At 60.9% G+C, this 22852-nt stretch carries 19 protein-coding genes and 1 pseudogene; 7 read left to right on the forward strand and 13 right to left on the reverse strand.

Annotated elements, in window-relative coordinates; translation table 11 throughout:
* Positions 1 to 34: 34 nt before the first annotated feature.
* Positions 35 to 721 (reverse strand): response regulator, encoded by a 687-nt coding sequence (locus tag FOI68_RS14265; protein ID WP_035297501.1) that lies wholly within the window; start codon positions 719 to 721, stop codon positions 35 to 37.
* The gene (locus FOI68_RS14270) at positions 708 to 2327 is read right to left on the reverse strand and encodes an ATP-binding protein (RefSeq protein ID WP_143863556.1); all 1620 of its coding nucleotides are present in this window, start codon (positions 2325 to 2327) and stop codon (positions 708 to 710) included. The genes FOI68_RS14265 and FOI68_RS14270 overlap by 14 nt, the downstream gene beginning before the upstream one ends.
* 114 nt (positions 2328 to 2441) lie before the next feature.
* Between FOI68_RS14270 and FOI68_RS14275 the strand changes: the two genes are divergently transcribed.
* Positions 2442 to 4202 (forward strand): UbiD family decarboxylase, encoded by a 1761-nt coding sequence (locus FOI68_RS14275; RefSeq protein WP_143863557.1) that lies wholly within the window; start codon positions 2442 to 2444, stop codon positions 4200 to 4202.
* Positions 4203 to 4376: 174 nt separating this feature from the next.
* Positions 4377 to 5867 (forward strand): NCS1 family nucleobase:cation symporter-1, encoded by a 1491-nt coding sequence (locus FOI68_RS14280; protein WP_143863558.1) that lies wholly within the window; start codon positions 4377 to 4379, stop codon positions 5865 to 5867.
* 63 nt (positions 5868 to 5930) lie between these two features.
* On the opposite strand, the gene FOI68_RS14285 is transcribed toward FOI68_RS14280, so the two are convergent.
* The 6 genes from FOI68_RS14285 to FOI68_RS14310 all read right to left on the reverse strand — a co-directional run bounded on the left by FOI68_RS14285 (position 5931) and on the right by FOI68_RS14310 (position 13581).
* The gene (locus FOI68_RS14285) at positions 5931 to 7655 is read right to left on the reverse strand and encodes a methyl-accepting chemotaxis protein (protein WP_231558691.1); all 1725 of its coding nucleotides are present in this window, start codon (positions 7653 to 7655) and stop codon (positions 5931 to 5933) included.
* Between the two features lie 142 nt (positions 7656 to 7797).
* Complete coding sequence (locus FOI68_RS14290) at positions 7798 to 8316, reverse strand: hypothetical protein (protein ID WP_143863559.1); 519 nt, start codon at positions 8314 to 8316, stop codon at positions 7798 to 7800.
* Positions 8317 to 8507: 191 nt separating this feature from the next.
* Positions 8508 to 9398: a nitrilase-related carbon-nitrogen hydrolase gene (locus FOI68_RS14295; protein ID WP_029099118.1), complete on the reverse strand. Its 891-nt coding sequence runs from the start codon at positions 9396 to 9398 to the stop codon at positions 8508 to 8510.
* 19 nt (positions 9399 to 9417) lie between these two features.
* Positions 9418 to 10803: a dihydropyrimidinase gene (gene hydA / locus FOI68_RS14300; protein ID WP_143863560.1), complete on the reverse strand. Its 1386-nt coding sequence runs from the start codon at positions 10801 to 10803 to the stop codon at positions 9418 to 9420.
* 96 nt (positions 10804 to 10899) lie between these two features.
* Positions 10900 to 12186: an NAD-dependent dihydropyrimidine dehydrogenase subunit PreA gene (gene preA, locus FOI68_RS14305; RefSeq protein WP_035297490.1), complete on the reverse strand. Its 1287-nt coding sequence runs from the start codon at positions 12184 to 12186 to the stop codon at positions 10900 to 10902.
* A gap of 27 nt (positions 12187 to 12213) precedes the next feature.
* Positions 12214 to 13581, reverse strand: coding sequence for an NAD(P)-dependent oxidoreductase (locus tag FOI68_RS14310; protein ID WP_143863561.1), 1368 nt, complete (start codon positions 13579 to 13581; stop codon positions 12214 to 12216).
* Positions 13582 to 13773: 192 nt separating this feature from the next.
* Between FOI68_RS14310 and FOI68_RS14315 the strand changes: the two genes are divergently transcribed.
* The gene (locus FOI68_RS14315; protein ID WP_143863562.1) at positions 13774 to 14316 is read left to right on the forward strand and encodes a hypothetical protein; all 543 of its coding nucleotides are present in this window, start codon (positions 13774 to 13776) and stop codon (positions 14314 to 14316) included.
* Between the two features lie 9 nt (positions 14317 to 14325).
* Complete coding sequence (locus FOI68_RS14320) at positions 14326 to 14739, forward strand: hypothetical protein (protein WP_044898070.1); 414 nt, start codon at positions 14326 to 14328, stop codon at positions 14737 to 14739.
* Positions 14740 to 14741: 2 nt separating this feature from the next.
* Here FOI68_RS14320 and FOI68_RS14325 read toward each other — a convergent pair whose 3' ends face one another.
* Positions 14742 to 16076, reverse strand: a complete 1335-nt coding sequence (locus tag FOI68_RS14325; protein ID WP_143863563.1) for a hypothetical protein — start codon at positions 16074 to 16076, stop codon at positions 14742 to 14744.
* 264 nt (positions 16077 to 16340) lie between these two features.
* Positions 16341 to 16589 carry a WG repeat-containing protein gene (locus FOI68_RS24265; protein WP_143863564.1) on the reverse strand — a complete coding sequence of 83 codons (249 nt, stop codon included), beginning with the start codon at positions 16587 to 16589 and terminating at the stop codon, positions 16341 to 16343.
* A 28-nt stretch (positions 16590 to 16617) separates the two neighbouring features.
* Here FOI68_RS24265 and FOI68_RS23995 point away from each other — a divergent pair.
* Positions 16618 to 16773: pseudogene (locus FOI68_RS23995) on the forward strand (helix-turn-helix domain-containing protein); the annotation flags it as partial.
* Between the two features lie 78 nt (positions 16774 to 16851).
* Entirely contained in the window at positions 16852 to 17331 is a 480-nt protein-coding gene (locus FOI68_RS14335; protein WP_255433499.1) for a GyrI-like domain-containing protein, read from the forward strand.
* Between the two features lie 119 nt (positions 17332 to 17450).
* Here the strand turns inward: FOI68_RS14335 and FOI68_RS23800 are convergent, their stop codons facing one another.
* The 3 genes from FOI68_RS23800 to FOI68_RS14350 all read right to left on the reverse strand — a co-directional run bounded on the left by FOI68_RS23800 (position 17451) and on the right by FOI68_RS14350 (position 21014).
* Positions 17451 to 17969, reverse strand: a complete 519-nt coding sequence (locus FOI68_RS23800) for a ClpX C4-type zinc finger protein (protein WP_221935122.1) — start codon at positions 17967 to 17969, stop codon at positions 17451 to 17453.
* 153 nt (positions 17970 to 18122) lie between these two features.
* Positions 18123 to 19487 (reverse strand): aspartate aminotransferase family protein, encoded by a 1365-nt coding sequence (locus tag FOI68_RS14345; protein WP_143863566.1) that lies wholly within the window; start codon positions 19485 to 19487, stop codon positions 18123 to 18125.
* 18 nt (positions 19488 to 19505) lie between these two features.
* Positions 19506 to 21014 (reverse strand): CoA-acylating methylmalonate-semialdehyde dehydrogenase, encoded by a 1509-nt coding sequence (locus tag FOI68_RS14350; RefSeq protein WP_143863567.1) that lies wholly within the window; start codon positions 21012 to 21014, stop codon positions 19506 to 19508.
* A 125-nt stretch (positions 21015 to 21139) separates the two neighbouring features.
* On the opposite strand from FOI68_RS14350, the gene FOI68_RS14355 reads away from it, so the two are divergent.
* Positions 21140 to 22816 (forward strand): PucR family transcriptional regulator, encoded by a 1677-nt coding sequence (locus tag FOI68_RS14355; protein WP_143863568.1) that lies wholly within the window; start codon positions 21140 to 21142, stop codon positions 22814 to 22816.
* Positions 22817 to 22852: the final 36 nt, after the last annotated feature.

A 22852-nucleotide genomic window follows, 5' to 3' on the forward strand; every position in this document is an offset into this window, starting at 1 on the left:
TGCACCGCTTGTTTCCCGCATTCGGGAATCCCTCTCACAGCAGCCTGTATTTTCGCTCCGGCCGTCCCACTGTGCCGTACACCAGATCGGCCTGCGCCTTCCCTTCCGCCACCAGGTATTCCAGGTAGCGCCGCGCCGTGGTGCGGCTGGTGCCGATCTCCCTGCCCACCTCTTCGGCGGAGAGGCCCGACCTGTCCGCCCGTTTGATGGCGCTGACCACCTTGTCCAGCGTGAGCGCGTCGATTCCCTTGGGGATGAGCGAATCGCGCGGCTTTGCTGTCGCAAGCTGCCGGGTCAGCATCCGGTCGATCTCCTCCTGGTCCACTTCGCCCGCTTCCCGGGTGCGCCAGAAGTGCTCCCGGTAGCTCTCCAGCCGCTCGCGGAAGCGCTCAAACACCAGCGGTTTGACGATGTAGTCGTACACCCCGCCGCGCAGGGCGTGCTGCACCATCTCGATTTCCTTGGCGGCGGTGATCATGATGATGTCCACGTCGCGGTGCTGCTGCCGCATCTGCCAGACCAGCTCGGTCCCCAGCGTGTCCGGCAGATAGACGTCCAAGAGGACCAGGTGCGGCTTGGCACTAGCGATCAGTTCCCTGGCCTCCTCCCCGCTGGTCGCGGTGGCGATGACGCGAAATCCCGCGATCTTTTCCACAAACCGCCGATTAATGTCGATGATGCGAATGTCATCTTCCACGATCAATACCTCAACCGGCTTCATGTGTTCCCCTCCGTTCTTTTGCCAGCGACACCGTAAACAGCGCGCCGCCCCACTCGCTTTTTCCGACCAGGATATACCCGCCCATCTCTTCGACGATGCCTTTCACCTTGGCCAGCCCGATGCCGCGCCGCTCGCCCGGTTTGGTCGAAAAGCCGTGTTCAAAAATCTTCTCGCGAATCGAGTCGTCCACGCCCGGTCCGGAGTCTTCCACTTCAAACAAAATCTCGCTGCCGGCGTCCGACAGATAGCATTCCACCACTTTGGGGCCGGATCTGCTCTCCCCGACCGCTTCCAAGGCGTTTTGAATCAGGTTGCCCAGCATCACGACCACCTGCTGCCGATTGACGTCGGCCGGCAGTTCCTTCAACCGGCTGTCGCGATTGACGGAAAACTGAATCTTCAGTTCCTTGGCCCGATTGTGCATGCCCAAAAGCAGCGCCCCGATCAGCGGGTCGGGCACCTGCTTGGCGAGGAACAGGACCAGTTCCTGCTCCGCCGAAGTCTCACTCGTGATCAGCTCGATCGCCTCCTGAATCGATCCCAACTGCAGCAGGCCGGAGATCGTATACAGAAGATTGTGAAATTCGTGTGTCTGCGCCCGCAGCACGTCCGCATACCGCCGCGCCTGGGACAGTTCGGACGCCAACTGGTCAATCTCGGATTTGGGGCGGAAGCTGCTGACGACGCCGACCACCCTGCCCATCCACTTGATCGGTACGCGGTTGACGAGGATCTCTTTTCCGGCAATCGTGCTCTCCCGGTCCAATTGATGCTCCCCGGACTCCAACACCTCCGGCATCCGGCTGTCCGGCAGCAGCTCCAGGATCGGCCTGTCCCGCAGCTCCTCGTCCGGGAGGCCCAGGATCTGGATCGCCGCCTTGTTGGCCATCGTCACCCTGCCGTGGCGGTTGATGGCGATGATCCCCTCGCGGACCGATTCCAGCACGGCATTTCGCTCCATGTACAACGAGGCGATCTCCTCCGGCTCCAGGCCGAGGATGGCCCGCTTGAAGTACCGGCTCAGCCAGATCGCACCGGCCGTGCCGAAGAGAACACCGAGGGCGAGGATCAGCAGCACCTTCCGCTGATAGCTGTCGATCGCCGCTTCGATATCCTCCAGCAGAAAGCCGACCGAGACGATCCCGATCACGTCCCCCGCGTCGTTATGGATCGGCACTTTTCCCCGCAGGGACGGTCCCAAGCTGCCCACGGCTTTGGAAACGTAAGACTGGCCGTGCAGCAGCGCGGGTTCGTTGTCGCCGCCCACCATTTCCCTGCCGATGCGGTCCGGCAGCGGATGGGCGACGCGTATCCCTTTCCGGTCGCCCACCACGACGAACTCGGCGTCCGTCTGAATGCGCACATTCTCGGCGATCGGCTGGATGATCTGCGTGGGATGGCCGGTGGCAAATGCGCCGCGTACCTGCGGCAGATGGGCCATGATCTTGGCCACGCTCAGGGCGCGTTTTCCCACCTGGTCTTCGATCGATGCGGCAATCATCGAAGAAAACACCGCGCCCATCGCCCCGATAATGACGATGATGACAAGCGTCATCAGCAAAATCATCCGTGTTTGCAGCGTCAGGCGAAATCGTGCCGACATCATGGTTGGTTCACCTCCCGTTCATCTTACCATCTCCCGCAGGAAAAAAGGTAGATTCGCCAGCGCCGTTCGTGTACAGTAGAGAGGGAATTGAAGGGGATGTGGAGGTTACGACAGATGCACGCAAACCTGCGTTCGTTTATGGAACAACTGCGGCGCTCCGGCCAGTTGGTGGAAATCGACGCGCCGGTTGACCCGTATTTGGAATTGGCGGAAATTCACCGCCGCGTAATCGAAGACGGAGGACCTGCTCTTCTGTTTACCAATGTAAAAGGCAAGTCGTTTCCCGTCGTCACCAACCTGTTCGGGACCGTGGAGCGGGTCGACATGGCGTTTGGCCCCAAGCCGGAGTCGATCATCCGGGAGCTGGTGCACGGCCTGGACAAGCTCCTGCCGCCCAGGCTGTCGGGATTGTGGGAGCTGCGTTCGCCGCTCATGGGGATCATGCGCACCGGGACCAGGACGGTGCCGCAATCGAAGGCACCGGTCATGGAGCTGTCCACGATCGACGTGGACATGACCCAACTGCCGGCGCTCACGAGCTGGCATCTGGACGGCGGTCCGTTCGTCACCCTGCCGCTCGTCTACACGGAGCATCCCGAGACGAAAGAACACAACCTGGGCATGTACCGCATCCAAATTTACGACAAAAACACGACCGGCATGCACTGGCAGATTCACAAAGGCGGCGGTTTCCACTACCACGAAGCGGAAAAACGGAACCAGCCGCTCCCCGTGACGCTCACGATCGGCGGACCGCCGGCGCTGATCATCTCGGCCATCGCGCCGCTGCCGGAGATGGTGCCGGAACTGGTATTCGCCTCCCTGCTGATGGGTGACAAGCTGAATCTGGCCGAGGTCCCCAACCATCCGCACCGGATCGTGGCGGAAGCGGAATTCGTCTTTGCCGGGGAAGTCCCGCCGCACGTGCGCCGGCCGGAAGGACCGTTCGGCGACCATTTTGGCTACTATTCCTGGACGCACGACTTTCCCGTCTTCCACGTGAAGCAGATGTGGCGGCGCAAAGACGCGATCTACCCGGCCACGGTCGTCGGCAAGCCGCGGCAGGAGGACTTCTTCATCGGCGAGTACCTGCAGCGGCTGCTGTCCCCGCTCTTCCCGATCGTCATGCCCGGCGTCAAGGCGCTGTGGACATACGGCGAGACCGGTTTCCACGCGTTGGCCGGCGCGATCGTCAGGGAGAGCTACTACAAGGAAGCGATGGCCCACGCCTTCCGCATCCTGGGCGAAGGACAGTTGACCCTGACCAAGTTTTTGATGGTGACGGACGTTCCGTGCGACTTGAGCAACTTCAAGCACTTTTTGGAAATCGTCCTCGCCCGCTTCCAGCCGGAGCGCGACCTGTTGATTGTCAACGACACGTCCAACGATACGCTCGACTACACGGGGCGCAAGTTCAACCACGGCTCCAAGGGGGTTATGCTCGGCATCGGCGATCCGGTGCGCGACCTGCCGCGCGAGTACCGCGGCGAAGGCATCCCCGGCATTGCCAAGATCGAATCGTTCTGCCCGGGCTGCCTGGTCATTTCCGGCCCCGGTTTTGAAGAGCGGCCGGAACTGGGCGAAGAGCTGCTGCCCTACGCAAACGAGCATCTGCGCGACTGGCCGATGATCTGCATCGTGGACGACGCGTCCATCGCCGAGAGCCAGAGCCGCTTCCTCTGGACCGTCTTTACCCGCTTCGACCCGGCGCACGATCTGTACGCCCGTTCGACGATTGTCCGCAACAAGATCCGTTACGAGGGACCGCTCGTCGTCGACGCCCGGATGAAGCCGTTCTATCCCGATGAGGTGGAGACCCGTCCCGACATCGCCGCTTTGGTGGACCGCCGCTGGAAGGAATATTTCCCCAAGTAATCGACTGCGTTCGACAGCAACAGCCGAGCCCGGAACAGCGCGTTCCGGGCTTTCCTTCTGTCCGAAAATTCTGTAATTAGCGGCCGGACGGCCCAATATAATGTAGCATCCCGCGCCCGAGACAACCGTTTGGCTTGTCCGCACGCGGCATTCTTCACAAAAGGAGGGATTGCGATGAAGACACAGGTTGAGTCGGACGGCATCGTCACGCTGACGAAAGATGGCGAAAAACAGATCCGGAACAGTCCGCTGTACAACGACGGCCTCCGTCCCACGAACCGGGAGGAACACAACTGGACCACCTACAACTTCGCCAGTCTCTGGATCGGCATGGCGATCTGTCTGCCCACCTATGCGATGGCAGCCGGACTCATCTCGCTCGGCATGAACTGGTGGCAGGCCATTCTGACGATCATTCTCGGCAATTGTATCGTCCTCATTCCCATTTTGCTCAACTCTCACGCCGGAACGAAATTCGGCATACCGTACCCGGTCTACGCCCGTCTCTGGTTCGGCTCCAAAGGGGCTCACATCCCCGCCGTGGCCCGCGGGTTGATCGGCGCGGGATGGTTCGGCATCAACTGCTGGTTCGGCGGGACCGCCATCGACACACTGCTGCAGTCGTTGGGCGGCTGGGGCAGCATTCCCGGCCACACCTGGATCGCCTTTTTCGGCTTCTGGGCGCTGAACGTCTGGATCTCCTACCGCGGGCCGGAGGCGATCAGGCGGATGGAGTTCTGGGCCGCGCCCACGCTGATCATCATGGGCCTGGCGCTGCTCGTCTGGGCGGTCACCAAGGCGGGCGGCTGGGGACCGATGCTCTCCGCTCCGTCCAAACTCACCACCACCGCCGATTTCCTGAAGGTGTTTTTCCCCGCCTTGACGGGCGCCATCGCCTTCTGGTCGACCATGGCGCTGAACATCCCGGACTTCTGCCGCTACGCCAAGAGCCAGAAAGCCCAGGTGATCGGACAATCCGTCGCCCTGCCAACCACCATGGGCGGCTTTTCGTTCATCGGGGTGGCCGTCGCCTCAGCCACAGTGGTCATCTACGGGGAAGCCATCTGGGACCCGGCGGCGGTGCTCGCCAAATTCTCCCCGCTGGCGATCTTTTTGGGAACGCTGGGGATTATTTTGGCGACGCTGACGACAAACGTGGCGGCCAACGTCGTGGCACCGGCCCGCGCCGTGGAAAATCTGGCGCCCCGCCGGATGTCGTTTGGCGCCGGGGCGATCATCACCGGAGTCGTCGCCCTGCTGATGCAGCCGTGGTACATCCTGGAGAACTTCGGCAACTACATCTTCCTCTGGCTGGGGACGTACGGCGCCCTGCTCGGTCCCATCGACGGGATCGCCATCGCCGATTACTGGCTGGTGCGCAAACGGCGCATCCATCTGACCGAACTGTACCGGCCGGACGGCATGTACGCGTACGAGAGCGGCTACAACATGCGGGCCATCTGGGCCCTGCTGATCGGCATCGCCGTGCCGTTTGTCTGCAAGCAGATCCCCGGCCTGACCATTGTCTGGGACAACGCCTGGACCTGTGGGCTGTTGATCTCCCTCGTCGTCTACACCTGGTTGATGAAGGACAACCCGAGCCTGATGAGCGCGGCGGACTACGAGAACATCACCGCCCGAAGCGCCGGACAGCGGGCATCCTGAGCGTCACCCGCGAAAAAAAGACTGGCAGAACCAAGCGTTCTGCCAGTTTTTCACTTTTTTCTGTCACGTACGGAACCGGCTGATCGTCTGCTGCAACTGATGGGACAGACGGTTCAGATTTTCGCTCGAACGGGCGATTTCCTGCATGGAGGCGAGCTGCTCCTCGGAGTTGGCCGCCGCGCCCTGGGTGTGGACGGCCGCTTCCTGCGCCAGGCGGTTCATTTCGTCCATGGACGAGGCGACCTGCTGGATACCGGCCGTCATCTGCTCGGTTGCCGCCGAGACCTCCTGAATCTGCTCGGCGACCGCCTGCGCCGCGCTGACGATGCGCTGAAACGCCAGGCCCGCTTCCCGGACCGCCACGCTGCCGGCCTCGGTCTCCGCCGTCCCCTGGTTCATCGCGGCCATCACCTGGCCGGTCTCAAGCTGAATATCCCCGATGAGGCGGGCGATCTCCTGCGCCGACTCCTCGGACTGCTCCGCCAGCTTGCGCACCTCGTCGGCGACGACGGCGAATCCTCTGCCTTGTTCGCCCGCCCGCGCCGCTTCGATCGCCGCGTTCAGGGCCAGCAGGTTGGTCTGCGACGCGATGCCGGTGATCACCTGGACGATTTCGCCGATCGCTTCCGAGCGAACCCCCAGCAGCGTCACCATCTCGGCGGCGCGATTCACCGCCTCTTGAACGGCGGACATCTGTTCCACAGCCTTGATGATGTATTCGTTGCCCTGTTCCGCTTCCTGCGCCGCCCGCACCGAAGACTCGGAGACGGTGCCGGCGGTCGTGGCGATCCGCTGGATGGCGGTCCCCAATTCCTCCATGACCCGCACGCTCTCCGCCGTCCGCTGCGTCTGCACCTCGGAGCCGGTCGCGATTTCCTGGATGGCGGCGGCCGCCTGTTCGGCCGCCTTGGCCGTCTGATCGGCGCTGGACGTCAGCTGCTCGGACGAAGCCGCCACCTGCTCGCCCGCCAGCTTCACTTCGCCGATCAGCGAGCGAAGCTGGACGACCAGCTTGTTGAAGGCCTGTCCCAGCGTTCCCACCTCGTCCTTGCCGTCGAAGTCGACCGGCTGCACGGTCAAATCGCCCCCGGCCAGCTCATCCAGTTTGGACGCCACTTTCTTCAGCGGATCGGCGATCATCCGGGCGATCACGTACCCGATGGACAGCGCCAGCACGAGAGCCGCCCCGATGGTGATGATCAGCGTCATCTCCGCCGCCCGGGCATCCAGCGCATTTTGGAGGTGAATGTCTTCGGCCGTCTGCGAGTTGTAATCCGCCCACGACTTCAATTCCTGGTTGATGCCGTCCAGCGTGGCTTCCGTCGCGCGAAAATAGTTGTACGCCTCGTCCCGGTTGCCTTCTTCAATCAACTGGATGACCCGTGTGCGGTCGCTCTGGTACTTTTCGTTCAGGTCCTTCAGCGTCTGGACAAACGCAGTTTCCCGCTCGTCCAGACTGCTTTGTTCCAACTGCGTCAGAAGCTGGTTGGAATCCCCGATGCGCGTCTCGATCTGCTGTTTGATCTCGGTCAGCTTCGTGGGACTGGTCTCCAGCATCATCTTGTACACGTTGGCTTCAATCGCCCGGGTTTGGGCGCGCAAATCATTGATCCACTTGATCGGCAGCAGTTGATCCTGATACATCGCTCCCATCCGCATTTCCGCTTTCTTCAGGTGCCAGTACCCGGTTCCCCCGACGATCAACAGAAACGTGACCATCAGCATGACCAGATTGAACAGTTTTGTCCGTGTGCTCAGATTGCGAAGCAGCTTCATGTGTTTGGCCATCCCCTTTTACCCTGGTAGAATTGTACGAATGATGTGAAAAAAATGCGCCAGAAGTCCTGCCGAAGAAGACGGTCCTTCTGAAAAAAATGTCGGTTGTTGTCTAATTCTACCAAAAGAAGATGGACAAGTCGATACTTTTGGACTATTCTGTTATGTCAAACACCGTCAAGAGCGAGATGCGGCCGATCTGCTCTTGCGGCTTGTAACAGACAAAATAGGTCAGCTCCCGGCTGATGCGGTAGCGGATCCCGGTAAAGCCCCGATCCAGCAGATAGGCCCGGATCTCGTCGCCGGTCCACTCCAGCCACTCCTCATGACGTTTCGCTGCCGACAGACGCGTCAACTGCTCTGGCGTATGACGCCAGCGCAGGGCGTCCGCCCGCAGCTCGTTCTCCCCGTACCGCTCGTCCAGCGCCGCCAGTCCGTCCAGTTCCAATTCCTGGGCCAGGACGGCGGCCTGATCCCAGGTGGTTTCCGCGTGACAGATCGCGTACTGTGCGGCAATCTTCGGGTTGCTGACCAGATAGACGCCGGAGCCGAACACCGCTTTCGCGCTTGCGCCGTTGACAAACCTGCGCCGTTCCTCCCGTTCGTAACGCTGTGCCGCCACCACGCGCAGCGCTTCCTTGTACTCCACCCCGCGATAGACAATCTGCTTCATGCCCGCCTCTCCTTACCTGTTCGATCATGATGACGCCATCGGCAGATGGAAAAAAACCCACCCGGCGCGTCTGACGCGATTCGTCCGGCGAAGTCTTGCGCTTGGCCGGACGTAAGGCCGACGAGCCGGGCAGGGCGTACAGCCTGCCTGGCGGCGCCTGCAGCGCCGCCCTGCCGTCCGTTTTGTCCGCATTACGGAAGCAGCTTTACCATGTCCTCGTACGTCTCCGGTCTTCGGTCGCGATAAAACTGCCAGGTGTTGCGCACTTGGTGAATCACGTCTTTGTCCATCTCGGCGATGACCACTTCGTCCTGGTCGCGGCTGCCGATGGCGACAAATTGGCCGCGCGGATCGACGAGGTAGGACTGTCCGTAAAACTCGCCCATGTTCCACGGCGCCTCCACCCCCACCCGGTTGATCGCCGCCACGTAGTATCCGTTGGCGACGGCGTGGGCGGGCTGTTCCAGCTTCCAGAGGTACTCGGAGAGGCCGGCCACCGTCGCCGACGGGTTGAAGACGATCTCCGCGCCGTTTAAGCCGAGCAGCCGCGCCCCTTCGGGAAAATGGCGGTCATAGCAGATGTAGACGCCCACCTTGGCAAACGCCGTGTCAAACACCGGGTAACCCAGGTTGCCCGGTTTGAAGTAGTACTTTTCCCAGAACCCGCAGCCGTTGCCGCCCGCTGCCACGTGCGGGATGTGCTGCTTGCGGTATTTGCCGAGGTACGTCCCGTCCGCGTCGATCACCGCCGCCGTGTTGTAGTAGGTCCCGATGCCCACCTGTTCGTACACGGGCAGAATGATCACCGCCCCCAGCTCGCGTGCCAGCGACCGGAAGAGCTGCGTCGTCGGGCCGTCCGGCACTTCTTCGGCCGCCTCGTACCACTTGGTGTTTTGTTCGGCGCAGAAATACGGGCCGTAGAAGATTTCCTGCAGGCAGATGATCCGGGCTCCCTTTGCCGCCGCTTCGCGGACCATCCGCACGTGTTTTTCGATCGCCTTTTCCTTGTGGACGTGCACCGGTTCGTCCCCGTGCACGTCGTTTTTCGCCTGGATCAGACCGATCGTCACCTTGTTTCCCATGCCGTCTTCCCCCTTCCCGTTACGGCCGTTCAAACGCGGCGCGCTTGATGAACTGCCCCGCGCCTGCAAGGCCGACAAACTGCTTGTTTCGGACGACAAACGCTCCCCGCGACAGGACGGAGACGACCTCGCCGTATACCTCCATGCCTTCAAACGGGTTGTAATCGACGTTCATGTGGTGGGTCTGCGCGGAGAGCGTCCGTTTGACGCGCGGGTCAAAGATGACGACGTCCGCATCGGAGCCCACCGCGATGGTGCCTTTTCTCGGGAACATCCCGAACAGTTTGGCCGCCTTCGTCGAGCAGACGTCGACGAACTGGTTCAGGCTGATCCGCCCCTGACGGACGCCCTCGGAATAGAGGATGGCCAAACGATCCTCGATCAGCGGTCCGCCGTTGGGAATCCTGGTGAAGTCGTCCCTGCCCAGTTCTTTCTGGCCGAAAAAGTTGAACGCGCAGTGGTCCGAGCCAACCGTCTGCAGAATGCCGTTTTTCAGCGCGTTCCACAGCACGTCCTGGTTCCACTTTTCGCGCAGCGGCGGCGACCAGACGTATTTGGCCCCTTCAAAGTCGGGCTTCTCGAGGGCGGTGATGTCGAGCGCGAGATACTGCGGGCAGGTCTCGCCGTAGACGTTGAGTCCACGTTCCCGCGCTTCCGCGATCCGCTGCACGGCCGCCGCGCAGGAGACGTGGACGACGTACAGTTGGGCATCGGCCAAGGCGGTCAGCGAGATGGCCCGCCCGGTCGCTTCCCCTTCCGCTTCCGGCGGCCTGGTCAGGGCGTGGTAGATGGGGGCGGTATTCCCCTCCGCCAGCGCCTTCTTCGTCAGGTAGTCCAGCACGTCCCCGTTCTCCGCGTGCACCTGCACCAGCGCCCCCAGCTCCCTGGCGCGCACGAGCGTCTTGAACAGCGTCTCGTCGTCCGCCTGAAACACGTTTTTATAGGCCATGAACACTTTCAGCGAGGTGATGCCCTCGGTCGAGACCACGCTCTCCAGTTCATCCAGCACCTGGTCGTTCGCCTCGGCGATCATCAGGTGAAACCCGTAGTCGATGACGGCCTTGCCGCGCGCTTTTTCGTGCCAGGTGGCGATGGCCGAGCGAAGCGTCTCCCCTTTTTTCGTCAGGCAAAAGTCGATGATGCTGGTCGTGCCCCCGAACGCGGCCGCCTTGGTGCCCGTAAAAAAGTCGTCCGCCGTCACGGTCCCGCCGAACGGCATGTCGAGATGCGTGTGCGGATCAATCCCCCCCGGCAGGACGTAACAGCCGGCGGCGTCAATTTCCTCCGCGCCGTCCGCTTGCAGTTCACTGCCGATGGCCGTGATCCGTTCCCCTTCAATCAAGACGTCCGCCCGGTAGGTGTCGGCAGCTGTCACCACGGTGCCGCCGCGAATCACTTTTTTCATGCGCGCTTCCTCCCTTTCCCGCTCCATTGGCGTATGGGCACGAACGGCCCGTGCCCCCGTCAGTACAAGCTATGCGAAACGGCCTCCCCACATGACTTACTCGCAGCCGGTGCCGCAGTTCCCTTGGGCGGCCAGAGCGGCCTGCCGCTGGTTCCAGGTAAGCGGCGGCTGTCCCGTCGGCACCTCCACCATTTCGATCGTCCCCTCCACCGGACAGACGATCGAACAGAGGTTGCAGCCGACGCAGTCCTCCTCCCTGACGACCAGCCGCTCCCTGCCGGACGCTTCGTCCCGGACGATGTCGATGCACTGGTGGGAGGTGTCCTCGCAGGCGATGTGGCACTTGTTGCAGTTGATGCACGTCTCTTCGTGGATGCGGGCGACCACTTTGTAGTTGAGGTTGAGATTGCCCCAGTCGGAGTAGGTGTGGACCGCTTTGCCGACGATGTCCATGACCGACTTGATGCCGCGCTGGTCGAGGTAGTTGTTCAGTCCGTCGATCATGTCCTCGACGATGCGGAATCCGTGGTGCATCGCCGCCGTGCACACCTGTACGCCCGTCGCCCCCATCAGCAGAAACTCGACGGCGTCGCGCCAGGTGGAGATTCCGCCGATGCCGGAGATCGGGACACCCACCTTCGGATCGCGGGCGCACTCCGCCACCATATTGAGGGCGATCGGCTTCACGGCCGGCCCGCAGTATCCGCCGTGCGCGCCTTTGCCGTCCACGTGCGGGATCGGCAGCCACCTGTCCAGATCGACGCCGATCAGGCTGTTGATCGTGTTGATCAAGCTGACGGCGTCCGCTCCGCCTGCCACCGCCGCCCGGGCGGTAAAGCGGATGTCGGTGATATTGGGCGTCAGCTTGACGATGACGGGGGTCTGCGCCACTTCCTTTACCCATTCCACCTGCTGGATGATCAGGTCGGGGTGCTGGCCGACCGCCGAGCCCATGCCCCGCTCCGCCATCCCGTGCGGACAGCCGAAGTTCAGCTCCAGTCCGTCCACGCCGACGGCCTCCACCTTTTTCACGATCTCGTGCCAGGCCTCCCGCTTATGCTCCACCATCAGCGACGCGATCAGCGCGTGTTTGGGAAACTTCTTTTTCGTCTCCTCGATCTCTTTCAGATTCACGTCGAGCGGACGATCCGTAATCAGCTCGATGTTGTTGAAGCCGATCACCCGCTGTCCGCCGACGTGCAGGCCGGCAAACCGGGAGGTGACGTTGACGATCGGCTCGCCCAACGTCTTCCACACCGCTCCGCCCCAGCCCGCTTCAAACGCCCGCTGGACCTGGTAGCCGGAGTTGGTCGGCGGCGCCGATGCCAGCCAAAACGGATTGGGGGATGAAATGCCCGCCAGGTTGATGCTGAGATCTGCCATGGTACTTCGCCTCCTTTTCTCCCTGCTTCACACCGGCTGCGCCTGTCCGCTCAGCGCGGCGTGGATGGCGTACGCGGCCCGCTTGCCGTGATTGGCGGCATCGACCACCATCGCATCCGTCCTGCCGCCTCCGAAGATCACGTCTCCGGCGGCGTACACGCGCGGATCGGACGTGCGGTAGGTGCCTTCCTCCACCTGGACGATCCCGTTCCGGTGCGCCAGCCCGAACGCTTCGATCAGCGGCAGGTGACGCTCCTGACCGATCGCCTTGACCACGTAGTCCGTCCGGATGACGAACTGGCTGCCGGGAACCGGCACGGGCCGCTTCCGCCCCTTTTGGTCCGGCTCGCCCAGCTCCATTCGCATCAGCTCCAGCCCGGTCACCCGGCCGTTTTCGCCCAGAATGCGGGTGGGGGCCACCAGCCAGCGGAATTCCACACCCTCCTGCTTGGCGAACTCGTATTCAAACTGGTAACAGGTCATCTCCTGCTCCGTCCGCCGGTAGAGAATCCGGACGTTCGCGGCGCCCAGCCGCTTCGAACAGGTGGCCGCGTCGATCGCCGTGTTGCCCGCGCCGATCACCACCACGTTTTTGCCGATCATCGCGTCCGTGAGCGGCCTGGTTTTCGTCTCCTCCACCAGGGAGATGGCGTCCAGCACGCCGTCCAGATCCTCCCCTTCGAGGTGGAGCCGGGGGACCGCTCCCATGCCGACGGCGAGCAGGACCGAATCAAACTGCCGCAGGAGCTCCTCGGGCTGTACGTCCACGCCCACCCGGGTGTTGGTGACGAACGTCACGCCCATGGCCGCGATCTGTTCCGCCTCCCAGAGCGCAATCTCCTGGGGGAGCCGAAACGAGACGATGCCGTAGGTGTTGAGGCCGCCCGCTTTTGCCTTCGCCTCGAAAACGGTTACCTCATAACCCAACCGAGCCAGTTCCCGAGCCGCCGACAGCCCTGCCGGCCCCGCGCCGACAACGGCCACCCGCTTGCCGTTTTTCTCTCCGGCCCGAAACAGCACCGCCCCGTTTTTGATCGCCCAGTCAGTGGCGTGACGCTGCAGGAGACCGATCATGATCGGACGGGACGCGTGATTCAACACACAGGCGCCCTCGCACAGCTCTTCGGTGGGACAGACGCGGGCGCAGCTCGCGCCCACCGGATTGGCTTCCATGATCGTTCGGGCCGATCCGTACAGATTGCCGGTCGCGATCTTTTTGATAAAGGACGGAATGTCGATCGAGGTGGGACAGGCCTTGATACAGGGGGCGTCGTAGCAGTACAGGCAGCGGTTGGCTTCGTCGACGGCTTCTTTCGGCTTCAGCGCCGGGACCACTTCCCGGAAACGGTGTTCCAGCCCCGCTCGCGCAGCCGCTGGTTCGCGATGGACGCTCATCTTCCAACAACCTCCTCACACGTTTTCCAACTGGCAGGTGCCTGCTATTAATCAATGTGGAGAACAGCGGTTTTATGATGGTTTCATCGCGGTTTCCGGTAGCTTGCCACTGAAATCAAATCAACCCGGATGGCATGAATGGTTTCACCGGCGAATACGCTGTTACCATAACGGGGAAAGGAGGCAGCGGGCATGAAGGATTACGACCTTCTGATCGCCCGGCTCCGCCGCCAGATCGAAGAGGCGACCGAACGATTGCAGCAGGTGGAGGCGGAGCGGGCCGCCTACGAAGAACAGCGCCGCCGACGCAGCGCGTACCTGTCCTCGCGGGAAATCCTCGATCTGCTGGCCGCCCGGCACGGACGGACGGGCAGCATGGCGTCGATCAAACGCTGGGCGGATGAAGGACACCTCGGTGCCGTCATCGACGAGCGGGAAGCCTTCCCCCTGCTCACCGGGAAGCAGGGCAACAAGCGGTTTCTCTACCCGCGGCAGGACGTGTTCCGCTTTTTGTACCAAAAGGGGCTGTTAACCCCGGCGTACGACGTGCTGGACCGCGTCCGGATCACGCGGGGAACGCGGCAGGAATGGGCGGTGGTCATCTCGGCGGAACTGGCTGTCGATTGTTTTCGCTATCACGTACAGGTGGAAGGCAGCGGCGAAGTGGTGGTCGGGATCCCGGAAACGGAACTGCACCCGCCGGAACGTCCCGCGGCCCCCCTGCCCGTCCCGTAAGGAGGAGCTATGGAACTGGCTGTCGTCACGCTGGCCAACACGCTGGAAAATCAGGAGCGCTCGCGGCAAATCCGCGATTTTCACAAAAAAAAGGGGCAGCCCCTCGCCATCCGGTTCAGCGAGGAACTGACCCATATCGTTTTGGAAGCGCCGTGCCTGTATCTGCCCGACCGGAAGCTGCTCGGCGCCGATGCGGTGGTGGACGGCAGCGTCCGGCAGTGCTCCGGCCATTACGAGATCCACCCCCGCAGCAAGGGCAAAACCATCAATCTGCACCTTGATTCCGAACTGGCGGCGGAGCTGGAGCAAATCCGCGCCCGCGTCGGCAGCAAGACACAGCACGACGTGATTCTCGACATGTTTGTCCGCGGGATGAGGGCGTATCTGGCCGAGCAGGACGGAGATCGCGGCGAACACGGCTAGGGTTATTTGTACTCTCCCTTAAGGTACTGGTAAAACGGCTGATCCACCCAGAATTGGTAGGTGGCAATCTGGACGGACGGGTTGATTTTCTTCAGCCCTGCGATTACCTGTGCCGACTGTTCGTTCAAGGAGAACGTCTGGGCCAGGAAGCGGCCGTCTTTCAGCACGTGGTTGGTGATCACCGGATAATCCTCCAGCTTCGTCAGCGAATAGTAGAGCGGCTGCCACCAGGAACCTTTCAACAGGCCGGTCACGTCCTCCTGGTTGCGTTTGGCGTATCGGAAAATGAGCGGCTGGAAGCGCTGTTTCTCCTCGACGCTGGCAAATTCGAAGCTCAGGTCGTACTCTTTGGCGTATGCGATGTGGTTGCCGTTGTCGATCGGCACCACCCGGTAATCCTCCGTCTGGACCGGTTCTCCCCACTCTTTCCGATAGACGAAGGCAGACGTTTTCGGCTCCAGCTGGACCTTGGCCTGAATGCCCTCGCTGCGCAGGAGGCCGATGAGCTGGATGGCGTGAACGATGTCGCTGTGGCCGTAGGTGATAGTCCGCTCCGGATCAAAATGGGGATCAAACCGCGTGTCCTTCAGGTTGTAGCCGGTGATCAGGTTTTGCTTGAGGCCTTCGTCCACTACTTTTTGCAGCTCTTCCGCCCGGATGATCTGCGACTCGTTCCAGGCCTGAACCAGTTTGCCAACGATGTCGTCATCGCTCAGATACCCGAGAGCGTTCTGGGTTTGACCGTGAAACTCGGCCACTTTGCCGAGGAGCCGATACGCCAGATCCGCCGTCGTGGCGGCGTCCGCTGTTACGCCCGCCAGCGCGGCGGGTGCAACCAGTCCGCTGTCGAACGCGGCCGCCAGTTCCTGCGCCGCCTGATGCGGGACGACGCCGTTCTTCGTGTAGGTCCATCCCGCCTTCTTCCAGGCAGCGGCCACTTTTTCCTCGGAATAGGTATAGGCCAGTTCCTTCAGTTCGGCCGCCTTCACCGCCGCGCTGAGGGCTTCCCAGACGGGCAGTTTGCCGGAGACGGCGGTGCCTTGCGGAAACAGCGACGGGATCGACGGGGGTGTTTCCGTCAGACTGGAAGCTGTTCCTAAAATCCTGCCAAGCGCGGCGGCGAACTGATCGCGCGTGACGGCGCCGGACAGCTTGACGCCGTACCGTTTTTCTATGTAAGCGGCCCACTCTCCGGAAGCGGCCTTGGCCGGTGTCGATTGGACGACTGCGGCGGCCGGTTGGACGGCGGGATCGGCCCATGCGGCCGACGGAATGCCGATCGCGGCGAGCAGGGCGGCCGATGCCGCCACATGAATCAGGGTGCGAGACTTGTACATAGCAGATCCTCCCTTGCGCGTAATGAAATAACCGATAATTCCTACTTGTATACTTCGGATTATAGTTGTGCATAACGTTATCATCCTGTCCGCCGCGTGTCAAGATGTGACGCTGTAGTTCATAAAGCAGTAGACCAGCTCCCCTTCCCGGTCATTTTTACAGTTTTGATCTACATAGCCAGTAAGAGTCTCGTTAGAAGTGTAATTTTCTTATCAGAACCAGACCATCTCGATAATCACCTTCAAATGCAGCATTTCGATCTATTACTGCTCGTGTAAGCGTCTGCCCCTCCCAATTTCGACGATAGCAAGCCCATTTAATAAATCAGAGGCAGATCGGAATGTGGCTGGGATAACTAATTTTCCGCTTTCGTTGATATAGCCAAACGAATCAGTGGATTCAAGATTTCTATTTGTATTTGGAATTTGAACATATGCGAAACCTTCCGAGAACTCTTCTGCCGCTTTAAACTTTTGATTGGTAATAAAATGTCCCTGACGGTTAAGATACAAATAATCGCGAGCTAGTACTTGATGAAGCTTGTGTAGGCTTCAATGTCGCCGACGCTTAACGTTAGCTGCTCAGGAATTGTCTAGTACGAATTGCAAAATAATTGACCTTGCCTATAAATATGGCTACGATACGCCTGAGTCTTTCTCAAAAGCTTTTCGTAAACAACATGGCGTAACTCCGAGTGAAGCACGTAAAGGCGTTGGAAAGCTACAATCCTATAACAGACTGACTATACAAGTAAACCTGAAAGGAGTAGAACCAATGAGATATCGCATTGTTGAACGAGATGCTTTCCAAGTAGTGGGGATTAAACGAGAATTTCCATATGTCGCAGAAGACACAGGAATTCCGGGTATTGCAGAATTTTGGGGCGAAGTCAATGAAAATGGAACAGCTAATCAATTGTTTCTATTAAACAACGGACAAATTAAAGGTCTTTTAGGTATTATTGAAAAATTTAATGAAGAGAAAAATACGATTGACTATGGGATTGCTGCAGAACATAGCGGTGACGTCCCAGATGAATTATCAATCTTTGAATTCCCCGCATCCAAATGGGTCGTTTTTGAAGTGCGGGGCCCTATCCCGACCGCTATGGTAAATACATGGAAACAAATTTATTCAGAATGGTTTCCATCTAACGGATATGAACCAGCTAAAATAGCACCATTTGAAGCATATATTGATTCTGATATCTATAGTCCGAATTCATATAATGAAATTTGGGTTGCAATAAAATAAGCAAAGGTGTATTGACAGGTATGGCTAATTGATATAACTTGCCCGTTTGGCCCGTGATGTCTTTCGCTTTCCCGGTGTTGTTGGGCCGAGAGGATTGTCAAGCTGATCATCCAAAACGATCAGGAAGGACGAGGCCCCCCTCCCTGTTCCAGCACCTGCTTGGCGAACGCCAGGCATTCACCGCAGATCGCCACGCCCGGCCCGGGCACCAGCTTCTTGACGGCGCGCTCCCCTTTTCCGCAAAACGAGCAGGACCGTTCCTCGGGTGTCGGCTTTCGCCCTGACTCTACAGTTTCGGATTCCCCCTGCAGAGACTGTTCCCGTGCGGCATGCTCCGGCCTCGGCTGCACCGGGGGCGTTTTGGGTCGAATCGCTTGCCGTTCCGCTTGCGGTCCCTCCACGGCCAAATACCTGGCCATGTGCGGAAGCATTGACATGTGTTCCTGGACGCTGCCCGCTCCGCCTTTGGCTATTTCAGCGACAAAGCGGAACGTCACAGCCATCCCCTGCAGGCACTTTTGTTCCAGTGGCGTTGCCGCCTGCTCGCTCAGCCTGAGGGCGTGCCCTTCCAGGTCTTTCATTTCCGCCATGAGCTGCTCCAGCGACGGTCCGTGCTGTCCGTCAGTCGGGTTTCCCATCAGACGACCCTCCTCTTCTTCCGAGATACGCATCACTTCCACTTTTTCTCCGTTTTTCCTGCAAAAAACGGCACCGTTTTCCCGGTTGCCTGCCTGGCAAGGCCTGGCTGTCCCCGGGAAAAGGTGCCGCTCTGTTCAAGACTTCCGCCTGTTCTAGGCCAATTCCTCAAACGCTTCCCGCAGGACGCGGGCGATGAAATCAAGGTCGTCGCTGGTCGTGGAGAACGGCGGGGAGAGCGTCAGGATGTTGTTGAAGCCGGGAACCGTGTCCCCGTTGCGGCCGATGATCAGGCCGCGCTGCTTACAGGCGGCGATCACCCTGGTCAGCTTGTCGGGGGCGGCCGGTTCCTTGGTGGCGCGGTCTTCCACCATTTCGATGCCCATCAGGAAGCCGAAGCTGCGGATGTCGCCCACATGCGGATGATTCTCCAGGAACGAGAGCTTTTCCCGCAGTTCCGCGCCCAGCCGTTCCGCCTTTTCGATCAGCTTTTCTTCTTCCATGATCTCCAGGTTTTTCAGCGCCAGCGCACAGGCCGCCGGATTGCCGCCGAAGGTGTTGACGTGGCGGAAGTGCAGGTTTACCCCCTGCTCGTTGAACTTGTCGGCGATGTCCGCCCGCACCGCCGTCGCCGACAGCGGCAGATAGGCGCTGGTGATCCCTTTGGCCATCGTCACGATGTCCGGCTTGACGCCGAAGTTCTGGTGGCCGAATTTCCGTCCGGAACGGCCAAAGCCGCAAATCACTTCGTCCACGATCAGCAGGACACCGTATTTGTCGCAGATTTCCCGCACTTTCGGCAGGTATTCCGGCGGAGGAACGATCACGCCACCGCCGGTGATGACCGGCTCCATGATGACGCCGGCAACAGTTTCTTCCCCTTCCCAGTTGATCACCTCGTCAAAGACCTGCGCGCACTCCAGGCTGCAGCTACCGTACGATTTACCGAACGGACAGCGGTAGCAGTACGGCGGCGAGACGTGCAGAAAGCCGGGCGCCAGCGGCTCGTATTTCTGCTTGCGGATCGATTGGCCGGTCGCCGCCAGCGCTCCCATCGTATTGCCGTGGTAGGCGCGGTGGCGGGAAATGAACTTGTACCGGCCGGGCTGGCCGTTCTGGTGGTGGTACTGGCGGGCGATTTTGAACGCCACTTCGTTCGCTTCCGACCCGCTGTTGGAAAAGAAGACGCGGTACTCGCCGCCCAGCCATTCGCTCACTTTTTCCGAGAGCTTGATCGCCGGCACGTGGCTTTGCGTCAGCGGGAAATAGGCGAGCGATTTCAACTGCTCGTAGGCCGCCTCCGCCAGTTCCTCCCGACCGTACCCGATGTTGACGCACCACAGGCCGGACATCCCGTCCAGATACCGGTTGCCGTCGATGTCGGTCACCCAGGAACCGCTCGCCTCGGTGACGATCATCGGGTTGGGGTTATACGGGGACATGTGGTGCCACATGTGGGCCCGGTCTTTTGCCAACAGCTCTTCCTTGTCATGGATTTGCGTCTGCTGCTCTTGGGACATCTGCCGTTCCTCCTCTCGCTACTTCACGAACACTTTCTGCGACCCGATGGCGGTATCGCCGTCGTCAAACCAGCGGGACGTCACCGTCTTTTTCTTGGTGTAAAACTCGACGCCGTCCTTGCCGTTGGCGTGCAGGTCGCCGTAGAACGAATGCTTCCAGCCGGAGAAGGCGAAGAAGCCCATCGGCGCGGGAACGCCCACGTTGACGCCGACCATGCCGGCCTCGACGCGCTGGACGAACTCCCGTCCCCATTTGCCGTTGTTGGTGTAAATGGTGGCGCCGTTGCCGAAGCGCGACCTGCTGATGACCGCGAGCCCCTCTTCAAAATCGCTGACCCGCATCACGCTTAACACCGGCGCAAAAATCTCGTCGCGGACGATGACCATCTCCGCGTCCGCCTGGTCGAAGATGGTCGGGCCGAGGAAAAAGCCCTCCGGTTTGGCCTTGGCGTCTTCCCGGCCGTCCCGGACCAGACGGGCACCGGCGGCGATCCCCTTCTCGATGTAGCCGTGCACTTTTTCCAGATGAGCCGGCCGGATCACCGGCCCCAGATCGACGCCGGGCTCCAGTCCGTTGCCCATCTTCAGCGCATCGGACTCTTCGACCAGGTATTGAATCAGTTCGTCGGCGATCTCCTCCACCGCCACGACGGCGCTGGCCGCCATGCAGCGTTCCCCCGCACAGCCGAACGCGGAGCTGACAATCGTTTTGGCCGCGCGGCGCAGGTCGGTGTCCGGCATGACGAGATGGTGGTTTTTCGCGCCGGCCAGCGCCTGCACCCGTTTGCCGTGGGCGGCGGCCGTTTTGTAGACGTACTCGGCGACCGGTTGGGAGCCGACGAACGAAACCGCTTTCACATCCGGATGCTCCAACAGGCCGTTGACGACGTCGTGAGCGCCGTTGACCACGTTGAACACGCCGTCCGGCAGGCCCGCTTCCTTCAGCAGTTCGGCAATCCGGATGCAGGAGAGCGGCGTGCGCTCGGACGGTTTGAGCACAAACGTGTTGCCTGCCGTGATGGCGATCGGGTACATCCACATCGGCACCATCAGCGGGAAGTTGAACGGCGTGATACCGGCCACGACGCCGAGCGGAAAGCGGATCACCTGACAGTCGATGCTTCTGGCGATATTGGGCAGCGTCTCGCCCATCAACAGCGTCGGCATCCCGGCGGCAAACTCCACCATTTCAATCCCGCGCAGCAGTTCGGCTTGCGCCTCGGGCAGGTTCTTCCCGTTTTCCAGCGTGATCATCCGCGCCAGTTCGTCCTGGTTTTCCCACAGCAGATGCTGGAAGCGGAACATGACGCGCGCCCGCTCCACCGCCGGGGTCTCGCTCCACGCGGGAAACGCCGCCTTGGCCGCCTGGACGGCCTTGTCCACGTCGTCTCTGGTCGACAGCGGGACGCGCGACAAAAGCTCGCCCGTAGCCGGATTGGGGATGTCCTCGTAGCGGTCGGACTGGGATTCCACCCACTCCCCGGCGATGTAGTTCTTCAGTTTGGGTCCAACGGTCGTCGTGCTCATTACATCAACTCCTTGCCATTCGTTTGATAGTTCCATCTTATCTGAATATTTTACGCAGCATCACTAGACAAACTGCCAGTAGTTGGGTAGTATTCATCATACAGACTGTCAAGAGGAGGGGAAGCATGAACAACGACTGGCGTCTCACCGTGGCCGATGCCGTCAGACGGCCGCTGTTTCGCGACGCGGAGGTGGTGGCCGGCAGCCGCGGATTGTCCCGTCCCATCCGCTGGGTCCACGTGCTGGAAGCCGCCGACACCTGTCAGTTCCTCAACGGCGGCGAACTGATCCTGTCCACCGGTCTCGGCTTCGGAGAGGCCAAAGAGAAACGGCTGGCCTACCTGTCCGAGCTGATCCGCCGCAAAGCGGTCGGCCTCTGTATCGAGCTGGGCGCCTACATCCCGCACGTGCCCGATGACATGCTGGAACTGGCCGACCATCACGACTTTCCCCTGATCGTGTTTCACCAGCCCGTCCGCTTCGTCGACATCACGCTCGATCTCCACGAACATCTGATCAATCGGCAGATGCAGGCGCTGCGCAACCTGGAGTCCTACTCGCGCGGCCTGCAGCAGTTGAGCCTGCAGGCGCAGGGCATTTCCAAGCTGCTGCAGCATTTTCAGGCGGCCGTGGGGACCCAGGTGTTTTTCTACTCACCGGAAGCGCCCCCACAATTTGTGCCGCCGCTCCCGCAGACCGTCCAGAGCGAGCTGGCGTCCCTGATGCGCTCCGCCTTTCCGGCGATTCCCTCGGCGGAAGCGGGCAACGGCGTCCTCGCCCTGTCCGACAAAAAGCGCATCATCTACCAGCCGGTGACCGCGATGGGCCACCTCCTGGCGTACCTCGGCCTGATTTTGTACGAACGGGAAGCGGACGAGTACCTGCTGCTCACGCTGGATTACACCGTCAGCGCCCTGGCCCAGGTCCTGATGCGCCGGATGTTTGCCGAAGAGCAGGCGCTGGCGACGGAGAACCGGCTGTTTGACGACCTGATCGCCAACCGTACGCTGACGGAAGAACAGATTCGCGCGCTGCTCGGACTGGCCGGCACAGGCAAAACGCCCGTCTACCACACCCTGCTCATGTCCCTGCGGCGTGACGGCGACGAGCACGCCTCTCCCCTGCCGCCGCACGAACTGACCGGCGTGTTCCGTTCGCTCCTCGCGCGGCTGGGCTTTCGCCCGTTTATCCGCTGCAAGGGCAGCCGCTTTTACCTGCTTGCGATCGGCCCGTACGGAGCAGCAGACGCCCGCCGCTCCCTCGACAAGGCGATGGCCGAGATGAGACGGGTCTGCCGGCAGGTGATGGGCGCCGACACGGACGTGCTGTTCGGCGTCAGCCGTCCCGGCGTTCGGCTGGCGGAAGCGGGCAGGCACCTGGCCGAGGCGGAACAGGCGCTCGCCTTTCAGCACGATTCCCCCAGCCCCTACTTCGCCGATCTCGGCCTGTTCCGCCTGCTCTTTCACGTCCCCCACGATTCGGTGTTGAAACCGTTCATCAACGACTACCTGGGAGCGCTGATCCGCTACGACGAAGAGCACGGCACACAGCTCGTCCACACGCTGCGCGTCTACCTTGATTCCAACCTCTCCAAGCAGGAGACCGCCACCAAGCTCTACATTCACCGCCAAACCTTGTATCACCGTCTGGAAAAGATCGAAGAGTGCCTTCCGCCCGACTATGCTCTCCCGCACTACCGGCTTTGTCTCGAAATTGCCCTCCGTGCCCACGAGTGGCTGAACGGGGAACGACCGCTGCCCCCTTCCCGTACGGACGAACAAACGGCGCGTCCGTCACGCTGACGTGACGGTACGCGCCGTTTGCTGGGGTGTCTGTTT

This window comes from Brevibacillus sp. LEMMJ03, from assembly GCF_007197875.1.
GTDB lineage: Bacteria > Bacillota > Bacilli > Brevibacillales > Brevibacillaceae > Brevibacillus > Brevibacillus thermoruber.

What these genes read in the sequence shown, in the direction of transcription:
- FOI68_RS14265 (WP_035297501.1), bottom strand. Translation starts at nt 721, where the DNA reads ATGAAGCCGGTTGAGGTATTGATCGTGGAAGATGACATTCGCATCATC.
- FOI68_RS14270 (WP_143863556.1), bottom strand. Translation starts at nt 2,327, where the DNA reads ATGATGTCGGCACGATTTCGCCTGACGCTGCAAACACGGATGATTTTG.
- FOI68_RS14275 (WP_143863557.1), top strand. Translation starts at nt 2,442, where the DNA reads ATGCACGCAAACCTGCGTTCGTTTATGGAACAACTGCGGCGCTCCGGC.
- FOI68_RS14280 (WP_143863558.1), top strand. Translation starts at nt 4,377, where the DNA reads ATGAAGACACAGGTTGAGTCGGACGGCATCGTCACGCTGACGAAAGAT.
- FOI68_RS14285 (WP_231558691.1), bottom strand. Translation starts at nt 7,655, where the DNA reads ATGGCCAAACACATGAAGCTGCTTCGCAATCTGAGCACACGGACAAAA.
- FOI68_RS14290 (WP_143863559.1), bottom strand. Translation starts at nt 8,316, where the DNA reads ATGAAGCAGATTGTCTATCGCGGGGTGGAGTACAAGGAAGCGCTGCGC.
- FOI68_RS14295 (WP_029099118.1), bottom strand. Translation starts at nt 9,398, where the DNA reads ATGGGAAACAAGGTGACGATCGGTCTGATCCAGGCGAAAAACGACGTG.
- hydA (WP_143863560.1), bottom strand. Translation starts at nt 10,803, where the DNA reads ATGAAAAAAGTGATTCGCGGCGGCACCGTGGTGACAGCTGCCGACACC.
- preA (WP_035297490.1), bottom strand. Translation starts at nt 12,186, where the DNA reads ATGGCAGATCTCAGCATCAACCTGGCGGGCATTTCATCCCCCAATCCG.
- FOI68_RS14310 (WP_143863561.1), bottom strand. Translation starts at nt 13,581, where the DNA reads ATGAGCGTCCATCGCGAACCAGCGGCTGCGCGAGCGGGGCTGGAACAC.
- FOI68_RS14315 (WP_143863562.1), top strand. Translation starts at nt 13,774, where the DNA reads ATGAAGGATTACGACCTTCTGATCGCCCGGCTCCGCCGCCAGATCGAA.
- FOI68_RS14320 (WP_044898070.1), top strand. Translation starts at nt 14,326, where the DNA reads ATGGAACTGGCTGTCGTCACGCTGGCCAACACGCTGGAAAATCAGGAG.
- FOI68_RS14325 (WP_143863563.1), bottom strand. Translation starts at nt 16,076, where the DNA reads ATGTACAAGTCTCGCACCCTGATTCATGTGGCGGCATCGGCCGCCCTG.
- FOI68_RS14335 (WP_255433499.1), top strand. Translation starts at nt 16,852, where the DNA reads ATGAGATATCGCATTGTTGAACGAGATGCTTTCCAAGTAGTGGGGATT.
- FOI68_RS23800 (WP_221935122.1), bottom strand. Translation starts at nt 17,969, where the DNA reads ATGGGAAACCCGACTGACGGACAGCACGGACCGTCGCTGGAGCAGCTC.
- FOI68_RS14345 (WP_143863566.1), bottom strand. Translation starts at nt 19,487, where the DNA reads ATGTCCCAAGAGCAGCAGACGCAAATCCATGACAAGGAAGAGCTGTTG.
- FOI68_RS14350 (WP_143863567.1), bottom strand. Translation starts at nt 21,014, where the DNA reads ATGAGCACGACGACCGTTGGACCCAAACTGAAGAACTACATCGCCGGG.
- FOI68_RS14355 (WP_143863568.1), top strand. Translation starts at nt 21,140, where the DNA reads ATGAACAACGACTGGCGTCTCACCGTGGCCGATGCCGTCAGACGGCCG.